Annotated in this window: 11 protein-coding genes and 1 other RNA gene; 5 read left to right on the forward strand and 7 right to left on the reverse strand. The window is 42.5% G+C overall.

Annotated features, from left to right (window positions below):
• Nucleotides 1-46 precede the first annotated feature (46 nt).
• The 3 genes from ACPEIW_RS04495 to ACPEIW_RS04505 form a co-directional block, all read right to left on the reverse strand.
• Nucleotides 47-1,261, reverse strand: coding sequence for an argininosuccinate synthase (locus ACPEIW_RS04495; RefSeq protein ID WP_425663290.1), 1,215 nt, complete (start codon nt 1,259-1,261; stop codon nt 47-49).
• 237 nt (nt 1,262-1,498) lie between these two features.
• Nucleotides 1,499-2,905 (reverse strand): sensor histidine kinase, encoded by a 1,407-nt coding sequence (locus ACPEIW_RS04500; RefSeq protein WP_425663292.1) that lies wholly within the window; start codon nt 2,903-2,905, stop codon nt 1,499-1,501.
• Nucleotides 2,906-2,911: 6 nt separating this feature from the next.
• Nucleotides 2,912-3,613 (reverse strand): response regulator transcription factor, encoded by a 702-nt coding sequence (locus ACPEIW_RS04505; protein ID WP_425663294.1) that lies wholly within the window; start codon nt 3,611-3,613, stop codon nt 2,912-2,914.
• A gap of 139 nt (nt 3,614-3,752) precedes the next feature.
• Between ACPEIW_RS04505 and ACPEIW_RS04510 the strand changes: the two genes are divergently transcribed.
• The 3 genes from ACPEIW_RS04510 to ACPEIW_RS04520 are packed head-to-tail and all read left to right on the forward strand — an operon-like array spanning nt 3,753 to nt 6,063.
• Complete coding sequence (locus ACPEIW_RS04510) at nt 3,753-4,517, forward strand: ABC transporter ATP-binding protein (protein WP_425663296.1); 765 nt, start codon at nt 3,753-3,755, stop codon at nt 4,515-4,517.
• The gene (locus tag ACPEIW_RS04515; RefSeq protein WP_116438328.1) at nt 4,514-5,239 is read left to right on the forward strand and encodes an ABC transporter permease; all 726 of its coding nucleotides are present in this window, start codon (nt 4,514-4,516) and stop codon (nt 5,237-5,239) included. The genes ACPEIW_RS04510 and ACPEIW_RS04515 overlap by 4 nt, the downstream gene beginning before the upstream one ends.
• 59 nt (nt 5,240-5,298) lie before the next feature.
• On the forward strand, nt 5,299-6,063 hold the full coding sequence (locus ACPEIW_RS04520; RefSeq protein ID WP_425663298.1) for an ABC transporter permease: 765 nt from the start codon (nt 5,299-5,301) through the stop codon (nt 6,061-6,063).
• Nucleotides 6,064-6,552: 489 nt separating this feature from the next.
• On the opposite strand, the gene ACPEIW_RS04525 is transcribed toward ACPEIW_RS04520, so the two are convergent.
• Nucleotides 6,553-7,770 (reverse strand): hypothetical protein, encoded by a 1,218-nt coding sequence (locus ACPEIW_RS04525; protein ID WP_425663300.1) that lies wholly within the window; start codon nt 7,768-7,770, stop codon nt 6,553-6,555.
• Nucleotides 7,771-8,280: 510 nt separating this feature from the next.
• Here ACPEIW_RS04525 and ACPEIW_RS04530 point away from each other — a divergent pair.
• Entirely contained in the window at nt 8,281-9,363 is a 1,083-nt protein-coding gene (locus tag ACPEIW_RS04530) for a Panacea domain-containing protein (protein ID WP_425663302.1), read from the forward strand.
• Between the two features lie 93 nt (nt 9,364-9,456).
• Here ACPEIW_RS04530 and ssrA read toward each other — a convergent pair.
• The 3 genes from ssrA to guaA form a co-directional block, all read right to left on the reverse strand.
• Nucleotides 9,457-9,853: a transfer-messenger RNA gene (ssrA, locus tag ACPEIW_RS04535) on the reverse strand.
• A gap of 158 nt (nt 9,854-10,011) precedes the next feature.
• Entirely contained in the window at nt 10,012-11,694 is a 1,683-nt protein-coding gene (locus ACPEIW_RS04540) for an alpha-amylase (RefSeq protein WP_425663304.1), read from the reverse strand.
• 90 nt (nt 11,695-11,784) lie between these two features.
• Entirely contained in the window at nt 11,785-13,347 is a 1,563-nt protein-coding gene (gene guaA, locus ACPEIW_RS04545) for a glutamine-hydrolyzing GMP synthase (RefSeq protein WP_425663306.1), read from the reverse strand.
• Between the two features lie 373 nt (nt 13,348-13,720).
• On the opposite strand from guaA, the gene ACPEIW_RS04550 reads away from it, so the two are divergent.
• Nucleotides 13,721-16,198 carry a phosphoketolase gene (locus ACPEIW_RS04550; protein ID WP_415695345.1) on the forward strand — a complete coding sequence of 826 codons (2,478 nt, stop codon included), beginning with the start codon at nt 13,721-13,723 and terminating at the stop codon, nt 16,196-16,198.
• The last annotated feature ends 17 nt before the right edge of the window (nt 16,199-16,215 follow it).

The following is a 16,215-nucleotide window of genomic DNA, read 5'->3' on the forward strand; positions in this document are numbered from 1 at the left end:
TTATTCTTTCGTCTTTTTAGTTGTTTTTAGTCGTTTTTAGTTGTTCTCAGTCGTTCTTAGCAACGCGCATATCTCGAGCTGCAGCAACTTTACTAGACAATCCGTAGATTTCAATAAATCCGTTGGAAGCGCGCTGGTCGAAGGTATCGGAAGAATCGTAAGTAGCCAAGTTAAAGTCATACAAAGACTCATTCGACTTTCTGCCTGTTACAACAGCCTTTCCTGCGTACAAAGTCATGCGAATATCTCCAGAAACATGCTCCTGCGTCTCGTTTATAAACGCATTCAAAGAACGCACAACTGGCGAGAACCACTGTCCGTCGTACACAAATTCTGCCCACTTTTTGTCTAGAGCACGCTTAAGCCTGTGCTGCTCGCGCTCCAAGCAGCAATTTTCAAGCTCTTGATGCGCTGTAATCAAAGCTTGCGCGCCTGGAACTTCGTACAATTCGCGAGACTTAATGCCAACTAAACGATCTTCAATAATGTCGATTCTGCCGATTCCTTGAGCGCCTGCCCTCTTGTTCATCTCTTCGATTGCTTGAAGCGGAGTTACACTGTGGCCGTCAATCGCAACTGGAACGCCTTTTTCAAACGTGATTGTAACTTCGTCTGGAGTTTTAGCTTCTACAGGATTCTTTGTGTAAGAGTAGCATTCCTCGGTTGGAGCATTCCACGGATCTTCCAAAAAGCCCGTTTCAATGGCCCTTCCCCAAACGTTTTGGTCTATAGAATATGGACTTTTCTTGCTTTGAGTAATCGGAAGATTATGGTCGTTTGCAAAAGCGATTTCCACATCTCGAGTAAGCGACAAATCACGAATTGGGCTAATTGCCTTTAATTCTGGGTCCAAAGACTGAATCGCAACTTCAAAACGAACTTGATCGTTTCCTTTACCCGTGCAACCGTGTGCGATTGTGTCGGCGTCAAATTCGTGAGCTGCGTGAACCAAGTGACGAGTAATAAGCGGCCTAGAAAGCGCGGAGACCAAAGGATACACGTCTTCGTACATTGCGTTTGCCTTTAACGCAAGCATGCAATAGTTATCCGCAAATTCTTCGCGCGCATCAACTACATACGACTCAACAGCACCGCAAGCTAAAGCGCGGTTTTTTATGACTTCGAGCGCTTCTCCGCCTTGACCAACGTTTAATGACACAGCTACAACGTCTTGGCCTGTTTGCTCTTTAAGGTACGGAATTGCTACAGATGTATCGAGGCCACCCGAATACGCCAATACAATACGCTTCTTATTAGTCATAGTGACCTCCCAAGGTCATATATTGAATAAATAAACAATACATAGTATATTATACAACTATAGATACAATCTCAACACGCGCAGAAATACGCCATTTTTGGCGATTTACGCTTAGAAGTATTTAATCAAAAACCAAAACAAAGATAATACTTATACAGTTAACGAATATGATTATTAGGCATCATTTTTAAGGAATAATTTTATAAGCACAATTTTATAAGCATCATCGCAAATGTGTTAGAAACATTTTTTACTCGGCAATGTTAACTCAACCTTAAACCCACCGTATTTGCTTCTGCTTATATCAACCGTTCCATTATGAGCGCCAATAATCTGCTGAACAATTAGCAGACCCAAACCATGACGCTGTTCTACAGTGCTTGTATCACAAATCATATAGTGCGGTGCATGATTAAGCTTTTCGATTTTTTCATCAGAAACACCTATACCGTTATCTTCAACACAAATAATACAATTATTATTATTTGCAGCAACGGATACATAAATCGTACACCCATTTTCATTGTGAGATATGCTGTTCTGAATAAGATTAGATATTGCTCGTTTTAATAAATCTTTGTATACATTAATATTGCAAACAGTCAATTCTGCGTCCGTTTCCCACTTAATCGAAAACTCATCTTGCATACCCATATTCATAAAATCCACAACAACTTGCCTAACAACAGCAACAACATTTTCTTCTTTTTTCATAATTGGTTGCATATTGTATTCAAGTTTTGAAGCCAGATTAAGGTCATTAATCAAATTCTTCATTCTGGCACTTTGCTTAATAATCATCGTCGCTTTTTTACGATCTTCTTGCGAAATATGGAGAGAATTTTCTAACTGTCCCGCATACCCCATAACCATAGATAACGGAGTACGAATATCATGTGAAACTCCAGCTATCCAATTCGCTCTTGCAGTCTCCTTTTTTCTCAATTGTTCTTTTTGTATTTGCAAAATATCGGAAGCAGAATTTATGTTAGATGAAATTTCTGAAAGTGCTCCTGTTTCTGGAATATGCACACTTTCTCCACTAGATAAACGTTGTATCCCTTTTGTAATCGGATTAATTGATTTTAGTAGTTTTATATTAGCTATTAAATAAATTCCAAGAATAAGCAAAATGTTGATGAAGAATACGCTTAAAACAATCTGCGGAAAATTTGAGATTAAACTGTAGTTCCAACTCGGTCGCGTATGTTTCCAAAAGCTTTTGTGCGGAAATCCGACTACAACAACTCCATTCTTATTATCACCCGTGTAAGTTGGATAACCATCAATATAACCAACGCTCAAATTAGCTATATCAGACAAAGTATAATCGTTTGGAATACCTGCAGGAACGTCTTTTGTTTTCCATACGACTTTCAATGTATTATTATCAATCAAAATTGCCCATGCGCCAGAATTTGTCAATTTGGAAGACATATTTTTTGATAATACATAATCCCCACTTGCGGATAATTGTAATGCTTCACCTGTCTCTTTTGCTATGTTATAGGGAGACATCTCTTTATCGGGTGCGTAATTCCCTATAAGTACAACAAACGCAATAATATTCATTAATACTATTAGCACAGAGCTTAGTAGAAAAATACTTATAAAACGTTGTATTAGTTTTGGTATGCTTTTCATTCTGCTTTACTCCACAATCAGCTTGTATCCTAAGCCTTTTACTGTTACCAATGAAACAGGCTGCGATGGATTGAGTTCTATTTTTTCTCTGATACGACGTATATGTGCCATTAAAGAATTTTCATACCCAAAAGGATTAGCTCCCCATGCAGCTTCACATAACGCGTCAATTGTTACGATACGTCCCGCATTTCTATATAAAGCAGAAAGCAAATCGTGTTCTTTGGCTGTGAGTGGAATATGCTCGTTATTTTTTATTACTTGGGCAGAAGAAAAATCAATCTGACTATTTTTCAGTTTAACAATTGGATTTTCGCTCTTGTAGCTTCGTCTTAAAATTGCCATAATGCGAAAAGTTAGTTCTTTTGGAAGAAACGGCTTTACAATATAATCGTCTGCTCCTAAGTCAAATCCCTTAAACTTATCTTCATCTTCACCGCAAGCAGTAAGGAATAAGATAGGACAATCACTATATTGTTTTATCTGCTTCATTAACTCAAACCCATTACCGTCGGGGAGCATAACATCAAGGATTGCTAATTCTGGACGTAATTTTTGTGTTGCCTCTACTGCATCTTTCATGCTTTTTGCAGTCGTTATATTATAAAAACCGTATTCGTTTAATATGGATACAACCATATCTAGAAGTTCCTGCTCATCATCAACAAGCAGAATATGCTTGTTCAACAAATAATCATCCTGATTCATGGAGCGCCCCCTAACATATATTATGCCATGTGAATATTCATTTTTTGACCTCGCATAAAAATGTAAGGTAGATGTAAGGTGAAGAGAATGTTGTAGAAAGGTTGACGCAATATCATAAATCCTGAAAGGAGATATTGCCATGAACAATATTGTTACAACAGAACATTTAACAAAAAAATATAAATCATTTATTGCTGTTAATGATGTTTCACTTCATATTCGCAAAGGTAGCATTTACGGCTTTCTTGGACCGAATGGAGCTGGAAAATCTACAACAATGAAAATGCTCCTAGGACTTACAGCTCCAACAAAAGGCGTATTTACAATCGACGGAAAGCAGTTTCCTGCTGACCGCATACCTATTTTGAAAGAAATAGGCTCATTTATTGAATCCCCATCTTTCTATGCAAATCTAACAGGTAGAGAAAATCTTGACATTATACGTCGCATTTTAGAACTACCTAAGAGTGCAGTTGATGACGCATTAGAATTAGTAGGTCTTTCTGAGTTTGCAGACCGTCTTGCAAAAAAATATTCGCTTGGCATGAAACAAAGGCTTGGTCTTGCTGGAGCATTGCTTGGTAGACCACCTATTTTGATTTTAGATGAGCCAACAAATGGACTCGATCCATCTGGTATACACGAAATCCGAAATCTGATTAAGTCGCTTCCAGATCTTTACGATTGCACGATTCTTATTTCTTCTCATATGCTATCCGAAATTGAGCTTATTGCAGATGATATTGGAATACTTAATCACGGACACTTGTTATTTGAAGGTAGTTTAGATGAACTACGACAGAATGCATTACAATCTGGTTTTGCTTCCGACAATTTGGAAGATATGTTCCTATCCATGATTGATGAAGACAATAAGATCAGGAAGCAGAGTGCAAGACTATGAAAACGCTTGTAATCGAACTAAAAAAATGCAAGAGAACTGGCTTTATAGCTCTTATGATTGCTATTGGCGTTATGGGAGCAGCGTACGCTTTTGTGAATTTTATTGTACGAAAAAATACATTATTAAACCTGCCTTTAGCTCCTATGGATATTCTTCTTACACAGCTTTACGGCATGATTATGGTGTTAAACATGTTCGGCATAATAGTCGCAGCATGCATTATCTACAACATGGAATTTAAGGGAAATGCAGTAAAAAAGATGCATATGCTGCCTATGAGTGTTCCAACTATGTACCTATGCAAATTTATGTTGCTGACCGTTCTGTTACTAATCGCTATTTGCATACAAAATTTAGCACTTGCAAAAATCGGTGTAACAGATTTGCCACAAGGTACGTTTAATGTAAGTACTCTTATATCTTTTGCTGCATATTCATTTATTACGTCAATGCCTGTATTGTCCTTTATGATTTTTGTATCATCACGATTTGAAAACATGTGGGTAACGCTTGGAATTGGTGTAGCAGGATTTTTAAGCGGCATGGCATTGGCTTCTTCAGACATTGTGCTTTTTATGGCATCACCTTTTATAGTTATGCTAAAACCAGCAGTTGCCATGAGCGCGCAACCTAATACTACGGTCGTAATCGTATCCATAGTTGAAACACTTCTGTTTTTATGTTCTGGATTGTGGGCAGCTAAGAACCTGCACTACGAATAAAAACACGCACTATAAGTAAAAACTTGCACTATATAACTATGAATAAGGAGACTATGAAAATGAGATTTTTTGAACTTCTTAGAATCGAATTTAAGAAAGTAAAGCGTAGTAAAATTATTCCTTTGATTTTTATTGCGCCATTACTTGTGGTTGGATCTGGTGTAGCAAGCCTTCATAGCTACTTCACTCCAGAATATACACACGCATGGGCTGCTATGTTTATTCAAAGCGCATTAGTCTACTCATATTATCTGCTTCCGCTTAGTATGATTGTTGTTTGCGTGATGATTGCAGGACGAGAAACAAGCAATAACGGAATACTAAAAATGCTGGCACTGCCTGTTAGCAGATACGCGATTTCTGCTGCAAAATTTTGCGTACTGCTATTTTATTTGCTTATGGAAATGGTTGTATTCTTTGCCGTATTCGTTATAGCAGGATTGTTTGCAACCAGTAGCACAGGCGTTACAGAAACGTTACCAATTATGTATCTACTAAAATGGTGTTTAGATCTGTTTTTGACTATGATTCCAAGCGTAATAGTCATGTGGGCGATTACTGTGCTTTTTGAAAAGTCAATGCTATCCGTTGGATTAAATATACTTCTTGTAATTCCTGGCGTATTAATAGCAAATACTCCACTTTGGGTAGTTTATCCTTATTGTTACAGCGGATATATGGTTTCCCGCTCTCTACATGCAGTTACATCAACAGGATTAGGAAACGGATTTAATCTTATCCCATTTTTGCCATGTGCAATTGCAATATCTGTGTTTGTATTTTTGATTACAATAACACAATTTGGTAAAAAAGAAATGAGATAACAAGGGATACTAAATAACAATGCAACGAAATAACAAATGCAGCGAAATAACAAATGCAGATGTGAATTGCAAAATTGCGTATGTGAATTGCAAAATCGCGTATAAGGTTTTAGCTATACACAAAAACGCGTAAAACGCTCAAAACGCAGTATGGAAACGAATAGAACAAAAACAAAAAGCTTTCGGTTTTGAATGCCCCTAGTAGCAAACAAAACCGAAAGCAACACACTCAACACTCAAAACCCCGCAACCAACGCCCTAACCCTGGGAAGAAAAGAAAATAATAGCAAACCAGAATTAAAACAAAAGTGCAAGAATCAAGAGCAAAACCAGTGTGACATTTCCCTACAAAACACCACACCAATCGTTAAGTGCAAACTCTAAAACAAGCCCATAAAGCTTATAAAACTTATAAAGCTAAACAAGCTCAACAAGCTCAAGTTAGTGCGCGCTCACACGTTCACTCACGAATAAGCGCGCACGCAGTGCTTAGTGACGAGCCTTGCGAACAGCAGCACCCATGCCAGCGAGCATGGTGGCAGCCAAAGCGGTCAAAGTTACGCCAACACCAGTACCAGTGTGGGTGTTACCACGCTTGTCCTTGCCGTTCTTGTTCTCAACCTCAGTCTTAGCACCAGCCTTACCAGCAGCACCGTTTGCGCCAGCAGCTGGAGCACCTGGCTTACCTGGCTGAGCAGCACCTGGCTGGCCAGCTGGAGCACCAGGAGTGGTGACCTCATCAGAAGAACCAGTAAAACCAACACCAGGCTGGAAGTCAGTCTTAAGCAACTCAATATCTTCTGGAGTGCGATATCCAAGAACCAAAGCCTCCTTATGATCCTTAGCAAGATAGAAATCAGTCTTGTAAGAAGCGAAAGCAGGAGAATAAACATTCTCGAAAGCATCGTTAAACTTGCTATACGCATCGTCATACTTGGTCTTAAGAGTATCAGCCTTAGACTGAGCATCAGTAGCAGCCTTCTGCAAGCGACCATGCTCGGCCCTGTCAGCCTTGTTCAAACCAGTCAAATCATGGCTATTCTCGAAATCAGCAAGAGTCTTAGCAGCATTATTAGCCTTAGCCTGAGCAGACTTCCACTCACCATAAAGCTTGTTGGCCTTAGCAAAAGCATCCTTAACTTTCTTAGTAGCAGTCTGAAGCCTTGTAGCATCAGCAGACAAAGCTACAGAATAATCATCATCCTCTTTATCAGGAACTGCAGTAAAGTTGCGCAAAGCAGCGTCAGCAGCATCAAGAACCTTCTGAGCTTCCTCTACAGCAGTCTTAGCTGCTGCAGCCTTAGCTTTAGCGTCAAGATCATCATTGAATGCCTTCGCATACTTTTCAGCATCTTCCTTTGCTTTTACCGTTGCGCCGTCAACACATTTGACAGTATAACGCTTGGTAGTAGCATCCTGTTCAAGTGTCACCTTATTGGTTGCATCAACTGGCTTTTGAGCTGGAACAGCCGCAGCAGCGGCCTTAGCTTCCTCATCAGCCTTCTTCTGAGATTCCTGAGCCTTAGTAAGAGCAGTTTCAGCAGCTTTGGCAGCATCCTGTGCTTCCTTATAAGACGTTGGCTTCTTAACCTCGGTAGTACCAGAACCCTTACCACCATCAGCAGCAAAAGCTGGAGTTGCCATTGCGAAGCCAGCAAGCAAAGTTGCGCCAGCAGCGAAAGCGGCGATAGCCTTCTTATTCATCATTTTAATTTCCTTTCTTCTTCTCCCCCACGCTCACCGCAGACAACCCGCGATGCAATGGGGAAAAATCTAAAACACGCGTTCGCGCATTTCCACCAACGGTTATCCACCGTGTGATGTTGCTATTAACATACCCCCCCCCCCGTTTGAAAAAGTCAAGCACCAGCCACACGTGCTAAACCGAAAAAAATGATGTTATACACAAACTAATCCACAATTAAGGCCACATTGCAGTAAAATTTGTGGATAAACAACACTTAAACCGTAAAAATACGCATTTCAAGGTTTTTGAAGAATTTTCCCAGGTTTTTTTAAGGAAAGGATTTTCGCGCGTGTCGCAGTACAAAAAGCGTAGTTAATTAACTCGGGAATCGTTAGCGCGGTCTAAGCGCGCGAACGACGCGACACGCCGCCAGTTTTGCTATACGCGACTCGTATGGTATCGTTTTCGCAAACTAAAAACCATTACCCCACAAATAGTCATGTCTTTTCAACGGTGAAAGGAATACTAAAATGTCTACAATCAAACGCGTAGCATACGCAATACTACACAATTACGGAAAAATGAGCCACGAAAGACTAGAACTACTCACATACTACTGTCAAGCACAATACTTATCTACAACAAGCCTACAATTATTCCCCAACTCATTCCAAGCATGGAAAGACGGGCCAGTATGCCTAGAACTATTTAACATATGCTACCTAACACAAGACGAAGTAAGCGAAAACAATATTATCTTCAGCCCAATCGAACTATACAAAACATTTAACTGCTCCCAACTACGCATAATCTACGCTGTCTGCGAAGCGTTAAAAGATTACACTACACAAGACTTAGCCGCCAGAGCACGCAGTGAACTACCATGGGTTGACGCTAGAAGAGGCGTTAACACTAACAACGCGTGCGATACTGAACTATCACATAAAATCATCCACGACTATTACGCGAAAAACCCTGTAATCGCCGACGGGCGAGCAAACACGAGAAGTAGAAGCGTTGAAAACGCTATACGCCGTCTAAGAGACGCGCATCTTAAAAAATGCAAGCAAGCAGAAAAAGAAAAACTAGAAGCACAAAATCAAGCGCACGCGATCAATAATCATTGTAAAGAACTCATAGACGCTGAAAACATGGTCATGCGTAAAATCAGCATGCTAAACGAGTTCAAAAACATGTCGGATAATAATACTAAAACTCGAGCACGCATGATAGCTAGAAGCCTAGGAAAACAATTATGCGAATACGAGCAGAACGAGATTAAACACAAAAACTTTCAACATAACCTAGAAGCAGTAAAACAACAAAACACGGCTCAAAACACGAGTACAAACAGCAACACAAACAACACTAGTAGTAACACGACTCAAAACACTACTAGTAAAAGTAGTAGTAAAACTAGTAACACGACTACAAACAGTGGAAACACTGCAAACAACGCAAAGGCTACGACTAGCGGAAACACTACGCACAGCACGAACACTACAACTAGCAGGAATCCTGCGACTAGCGCAAAGAGTGAAGCCAGCAAAAAATCTTCAGCCAGTAGAAAATCTTCAGCCAGCAAAAAGTCCGCAAAAAACGAAGCTAGTTAACGCATTTTGCGCGACTTTACAGCAATTCATGATATGTTAAACAATAGAACAACAACAAATAACGCCACTGTTTTAGCAGTGGCGTTATTGTATTTGTGGAGTCGCGGGGAATTGAACCCCGGTCCGGAAACCGTACCCTCGGTCTTCTACGTGCGTAGTCTGCTGGCCAATCGGCAGTTTTTCTGCCCCCATGTTATCGCAGACAATTCATGGCGAGCATATCTACAGTAAAAGTCCCTGAATTGCCCTGCAGCTCGGCAATTCAAGCAAGTCTTCTAATGACGTTTAGCACCACTCCGAAGACGTGAGTGGGTAAACGGAGCAGCTGCTCACTGGTTAATCCTGGCGCGAAGCTCAGGCAGCGAGAGCGAACTCAGTGCGATTAGATTTAGCACTTATTCTTTTGCGAAAGGACGTTTACGAGTGGACTTTCGCATTCTCGGCACGCTTCCCCGCGGCGAACAGATCACCGTCGAAACCGATCGACCCCTTTTGATTTATCAAACTATCAATTAAATACTGGTATAAAGCCAGATTATTTATTATAAATAAAGGTTTTAACAGAGTCAACCTGTTTTAGATTATTGATTTATTCCAGACTTATCTAAAGACTTATCTAAAGACTAATCCAAAGACCAATCCAGTAAATCACTTACCTTTAGTTTCATCTGTTTTAGCATCACCACTATTGCCTTTGGCAAGCTTCTTCGATTTTTCAACAAATCTTCTATTAACAACAAACGCACAAATTGACACAGAAAACACGCAAATGAATATTGTAACGTTTCTAGCTCTAGCATTTCCAAGACTTTTTACAGCATTAACATGAAGAGCAACAGCAGATTCCGCATCAACAGTGGTCTCTACTTTTCCGCCACTAACGCTCACAGTTTTAGTGCAATCTTTAGACTCATAAACATTGCAATATTCACCATCTGGCAAGTCAGTCTTATAGCTCACTTTTTGAGGCTTTTCCGTATTGTTAATCGCAAGAAAACCCTTGTTTCCTCGGCTAAATGCAACGTTATTATCGTCATCATCTTGCCAATTAGTAACCTTAGTGCCTCTAACAGCGTTGTAGAATCCAATCATTCCGCGAATCGAAGTTAGCCTTTGCGTGCATTGCCACTTAGAATCCTTCGCACAACTCACATCAGGAATCGAAGTTTGCGTAGCTCCAGGCGCTCCCTCGTCTCGTTTTGTAAACTCATAACCCGAAAACACATTTGGAGTTCCGTATGGATACGCCAACATAAACGCGTTTGCAAGCTCATACTTTTTGCCATCTTTATACGTTAAAACTCTGCTTGCATTGTCTCGCTCAGTATCCCAATTTGTAACAAAAATCGCAGCCTTTTTGCTTGGAATCAGCTTATCTGTAATATGTTTAAGATTCTCAATAGACCCATAAAAATAGTTTCTAAGCCTATAGGAGTACTCAAATTCGTTCACTTCACCAGTTTGCAGATACTGGTCTGGCTGAATTCTAGGGTCTTGCTCTGGGAACCCTATTGTTTCTTGCATCCACCAAATCTTATCTGGCGTTGTGCCAGCAGCCTCTGCAGCCGCAGCTTTTATGCCTTTTACATCTTGCGGAGACATGTGTTTTGCAGCATCAACTCTAAACCCAGCCACTCCAAGCTTTAGCATATGCGCAAAGTACTCTCCCAAAGTTTTTTGCACATGAGGATTAGAAGTGTCCAAATCAAGCAGCCCAACAAGTCGATGCGTCCAAACGATTTCTGCTTTTCGATACGTGTTTATATCTTCTGTTGACTTGTGAAAATCATCTTTTGTATATCCAGCATCTGGGAACGACTGATTTGCAGCATCATACTTGCTTCCACCAACGCCAAGTGTATCTTTGTTTGCAAAACCAGTTGTGTGGTTTATTACCGCATCTGCAATAATTCCAACACCCAAAGCTTTGCAAGTTGTAATCATCTTTTTAAACTCGTCTTCTGTGCCAAGTTTTGAATTTAGCTTATAGCTTACAGGTTGATAACTTGTCCACCATTGATCGCCCTTAATATGATCTTGCGGAGGCGATACTTGCACGTATTTTACGCCCTCTGGGCCGTACGTTTTTTTGCATTCTTTTGCTATACTTTTCCAATTTTGTTGGAATGCTGTTACAATTACGCCTTTTTGTGCAGTTTTTTGAGATGATTTTGCGCCAGCATATGCAATCGCTGGGCTGCTTGCGACTACTGCTACCGCCAAAATAGTGGCAGCACAAGATGTTATAGCCGCAACTCTTGCCAACACAAACTTTAACTTTACAAGCGCCTTCTTATTGAAGCTCGTAAATACTTCTATGCCGTGGATCATCGTTGTTCCTTTCTGCAAGAATTGCGGCTTTGCTTTGTTCTTACTTCACTCCTTATATATAGGACTATATTAGGACTATATTAGGCTCATCTATTCCCACTCGATTGTGGCAGGCGGCTTAGATGTAACGTCTAACACAACGCGATTAATCTGGCGACATTCGTTTGTGATTCGAGTAGAAATCTTTGCCAATACATCGTAAGGAACTCGCGACCAATCAGCAGTCATAGCATCCTCAGAACTTACTGGTCGAAGCACGATTGGAGAACCATACGTGCGCTCGTCTCCTTGAACTCCAACAGAGTGAACATCTGCCAAAAGAACAACTGGGCATTGCCAAATATCGCGATCTAATCCAGCTGCCGAAAGCTCTTCGCGCGCAATCGCGTCTGCTTCTCTGAGCACAGCTAAACGCTCGCGAGTAATCTCTCCAACAATGCGAATTCCCAATCCTGGGCCTGGGAACGGCTGGCGCCACACAATAGCGTCTGGAAGACCAAGCTCGGTACCAATTGCGCGAACTTCATCCTTAAACAAAGTGCGCAAAGGCTCAATAAGCTTAAACTTTAAGTCCTTTGGCAAGCCGCCAACATTGTGATGCGACTTAATGTTTGCAGCACCGTCTCCGCCGCCAGACTCAACAACATCTGGGTAAAGCGTGCCTTGTACAAGGAACTTAACTTCTGCTCCAGATTTTCCAGCTTCTTCAATAACTTGACGCTGCGCTTTTTCGAATGTGCGAATAAACTTTTCGCCAATAATCTTGCGCTTGCGCTCTGGCTCACTAACGCCTTTAAGCGCATCTAAAAAGTCATCTTCTGCATCTACTGCAATAAGCTTGATTCCAGTTGCCTCAACAAAATCGTGCTTAACTTGCTCAACTTCGCCTTTACGAAGAAGACCATGGTCTACAAAAACGCAAGTAAGCTGATCTCCGATTGCTTTATGCACAAGAGCTGCAGCAACAGCGGAATCGACTCCTCCAGAAAGACCACAAATAACTTGTGCATTGCCAACTTCTGCACGAATCTTTGCAACCTGATCTTCTATAATACTCGAAGGATTCCAATCATTCTCCAATCCTGCGCACTCGTGCAAGAATGTAGAGATAAGCTTTTGACCTAAAGGCGTATGCTTGACTTCTGGATGCCATTGCACTCCGTAAAGCTTGCGACTTTTGTCTTGCATAGCTGCAACTGGAGCGCCTTGAGTGTGAGCAAGCACCTCAAATCCTTCTGGCGCGCTCTTAACTGCCACTCCGTGACTCATCCAAGTGTTTTGCTCTAATGGCGAATTTGCCAGCAATCCTTCTGCTTCATCAATAGTTGCATGCGTTTTTCCATACTCACCCAATGCAGCTTTGTCTACAACGCCTCCAAGCTCGTGAGCCATAACTTGGAATCCGTAGCAAATTCCAAGCACTGGAACGCCCGCTTCAAAAATCTTTGTGTCAATTTTTGGCGCTCCTGGCTCATAAACGGAGGCAGGGCCGCCAGAAAGAATTATGGCTTTTGGATCTTTTGCCAGCATCTCCTCTACTGGCATAGAGTGCGGAACAAGCTCCGAATAAACGTTTGCTTCCCTCACTCTTCTAGCGATTAGCTGGGCATATTGGGCACCGAAGTCAACTACAAGTACCGGACCGTTTGCCATGATTCTCCTTATATATAAGAAACACATTTATAGGTGATTCAATTTATACTAATGGCGCTTTTAGACGTTGCGTTGTGCGAAACGCCGTAACTTAACAAATTATAAAAATTGTAAAAATAAACAACCTTGACATAACAAGAAAGTGAACATCAAACATAACATAATTGATACTTTTAAGGTGATTTTTGTTAACACTTTAACACATTTTTTCAACAAATTCGCACGTAGTAACTAATCAAACGCACAAAAGTCAAAAGCTGTTACTATACTGAAAAAGATGGAAAAAGAGGCGAATACATTTGTTTTTTGGCCTCTATAACCAAATGGTAATGATTAAAATCGCACTGAAAAGTGCTTGAGTACAGGAGTACACATGACGAGTCCTGTTATTGGCACCCCTTGGAAGAAGCTTAACGCTCCAGTTTCCGAGGCGGCCATCGAAGGCGTAGACAAGTATTGGCGCGTTGCTAATTACCTCGCTATCGGTCAGATTTATCTTCGCAGCAATCCTCTAATGAAGGAGCCATTCACTCGCGAAGATGTTAAGCATCGTCTAGTCGGCCACTGGGGTACAACTCCAGGCCTTAACTTCCTTATTGGACACATCAACCGCTTTATTGCTGATCACCAGCAGAACACCGTGATTATTATGGGTCCAGGCCACGGCGGCCCAGCTGGTACTGCTCAGTCTTATCTTGACGGTACCTACACTGAGTACTATCCAAAGATCACCAAGGACGAAGCTGGTTTGCAGAAGTTCTTCCGCCAGTTCTCTTACCCAGGCGGCATTCCTTCTCACTTCGCTCCAGAGACCCCAGGCTCCATCCACGAAGGTGGCGAGCTCGGTTACGCTCTCTCCCACGCTTACGGCGCTGTTATGAACAACCCAAGCTTGTTTGTTCCAGCAATCGTTGGCGATGGCGAAGCTGAAACTGGTCCTTTGGCTACTGGTTGGCAGTCCAACAAGCTCGTTAACCCACGTACCGATGGTATTGTGCTTCCAATCTTGCATTTGAACGGCTACAAGATCGCTAACCCAACCATTCTTTCCCGCATTTCCGACGAAGAGCTCCACGAGTTCTTCCACGGCATGGGCTACGAGCCATATGAGTTCGTTGCTGGCTTCGATGATGAGGATCACCTTTCCATTCACCGTCGCTTTGCCGATATGTTTGAAACCATCTTCGATGAGATTTGCGATATTAAGGCCGAGGCTCAAACTAACGACGTAACTCGCCCTTACTACCCAATGATTATCTTCCGCACTCCAAAGGGTTGGACTTGCCCGAAGTTCATCGACGGCAAGAAGACCGAAGGTTCTTGGCGTGCACACCAGGTTCCACTGGCTTCCGCTCGCGATACCGAAGCTCACTTCGAGGTTTTGAAGAACTGGATGAAGTCCTACAAGCCTGAAGAGCTCTTCGATGAAAAGGGTGCTGTTAAGGAAGACGTTCTTTCCTTCATGCCAAAGGGAGAACTCCGTATTGGCGAAAATCCAAACGCCAACGGTGGTCGTATTCGCGAAGATCTTAAGCTTCCAAAGCTTGAGGATTACGAAGTCAAGGAAGTTAAGGAATTCGGTCACGGCTGGGGTCAGCTCGAAGCTACCCGTCGTCTTGGTGTTTACACTCGCGACATCATCAAGAACAACCCAGATTCCTTCCGTATCTTCGGCCCAGATGAGACCGCTTCCAACCGTTTGCAGGCTGCTTACGAAGTAACCAACAAGCAGTGGGACGCAGGCTACCTTTCTGGCTTAGTCGACGAGCACATGGCTGTTACTGGCCAGGTTACCGAGCAGCTTTCCGAGCACCAGATGGAAGGCTTCCTCGAGGGCTACTTGCTCACTGGTCGTCACGGCATTTGGAGCTCTTACGAGTCCTTCGTACACGTTATCGACTCCATGTTGAACCAGCACGCAAAGTGGCTTGAGGCTACCGTTCGCGAGATCCCATGGCGTAAGCCAATCTCCTCTGTGAACTTGCTCGTGTCCTCTCACGTATGGCGTCAGGATCACAACGGCTTCTCGCACCAGGATCCAGGCGTAACCTCCGTGCTCTTGAACAAGACCTTCAACAACGATCACGTAATCGGCATCTACTTCCCAGTGGATTCCAACATGTTGCTTGCTGTTGCTGAAAAGGCTTACAAGTCCACAAACATGATTAACGCTATCTTCGCTGGTAAGCAGCCAGCTGCTACTTGGTTGACTCTCGACGAAGCTCGCGAAGAGCTCGAGAAGGGTGCTGCTGAGTGGAAGTGGGCTTCCAACGCTAAGAACAATGACGAAGTTCAGGTTGTTCTTGCTGGTGTTGGCGATGTTCCACAGCAGGAATTGATGGCCGCTGCCGACAAGTTGAACAAGCTTGGCGTTAAGTTCAAGGTTGTTAACGTTGTTGATTTGCTCAAGTTGCAGTCCGCTAAGGAAAACAACGAAGCTTTGACTGACGAAGAGTTCACTGATCTCTTCACTGCCGATAAGCCAGTCCTCTTCGCTTATCACTCCTATGCACATGACGTTCGCGGCTTGATCTTCGATCGTCCAAACCACGACAACTTCAACGTCCATGGCTACAAGGAGCAGGGCTCCACCACCACGCCATACGACATGGTTCGCGTTAACGACATGGATCGTTACGAGCTTACCGCTGAAGCTTTGCGCATGGTTGACGCCGCTAAGTATGCCGACGAAATCAAGAAGCTCGAGGACTTCCGCCTCGAAGCCTTCCAGTATGCAGTCGACAAGGGTCTTGATCACCCAGACTACACCGATTGGGTATGGCCAGGCGTTAAGACCGACAAGCCAGGCGCTGTCACTGCTACCGCCGCAACCGCTGGCGATAACGAGTAGTTTTAAGCTATCAACGC

The sequence above is a fragment of the Gardnerella piotii genome (genome assembly GCF_049815665.1).
Lineage (GTDB): Bacteria > Actinomycetota > Actinomycetes > Actinomycetales > Bifidobacteriaceae > Bifidobacterium > Bifidobacterium piotii.

Bases quoted from the DNA above. Each gene is read 5' to 3' on its own strand.
- ACPEIW_RS04515 (WP_116438328.1), top strand. From the start codon at position 4,514: ATGAAAACGCTTGTAATCGAACTAAAAAAATGCAAGAGAACTGGCTTT.
- guaA (WP_425663306.1), bottom strand. From the start codon at position 13,347: ATGGCAAACGGTCCGGTACTTGTAGTTGACTTCGGTGCCCAATATGCC.
- ACPEIW_RS04550 (WP_415695345.1), top strand. From the start codon at position 13,721: ATGACGAGTCCTGTTATTGGCACCCCTTGGAAGAAGCTTAACGCTCCA.
- ACPEIW_RS04500 (WP_425663292.1), bottom strand. From the start codon at position 2,905: ATGAAAAGCATACCAAAACTAATACAACGTTTTATAAGTATTTTTCTA.
- ACPEIW_RS04520 (WP_425663298.1), top strand. From the start codon at position 5,299: ATGAGATTTTTTGAACTTCTTAGAATCGAATTTAAGAAAGTAAAGCGT.
- ACPEIW_RS04510 (WP_425663296.1), top strand. From the start codon at position 3,753: ATGAACAATATTGTTACAACAGAACATTTAACAAAAAAATATAAATCA.
- ACPEIW_RS04540 (WP_425663304.1), bottom strand. From the start codon at position 11,694: ATGATCCACGGCATAGAAGTATTTACGAGCTTCAATAAGAAGGCGCTT.
- ACPEIW_RS04505 (WP_425663294.1), bottom strand. From the start codon at position 3,613: ATGAATCAGGATGATTATTTGTTGAACAAGCATATTCTGCTTGTTGAT.
- ACPEIW_RS04530 (WP_425663302.1), top strand. From the start codon at position 8,281: ATGTCTACAATCAAACGCGTAGCATACGCAATACTACACAATTACGGA.
- ACPEIW_RS04495 (WP_425663290.1), bottom strand. From the start codon at position 1,261: ATGACTAATAAGAAGCGTATTGTATTGGCGTATTCGGGTGGCCTCGAT.
- ACPEIW_RS04525 (WP_425663300.1), bottom strand. From the start codon at position 7,770: ATGATGAATAAGAAGGCTATCGCCGCTTTCGCTGCTGGCGCAACTTTG.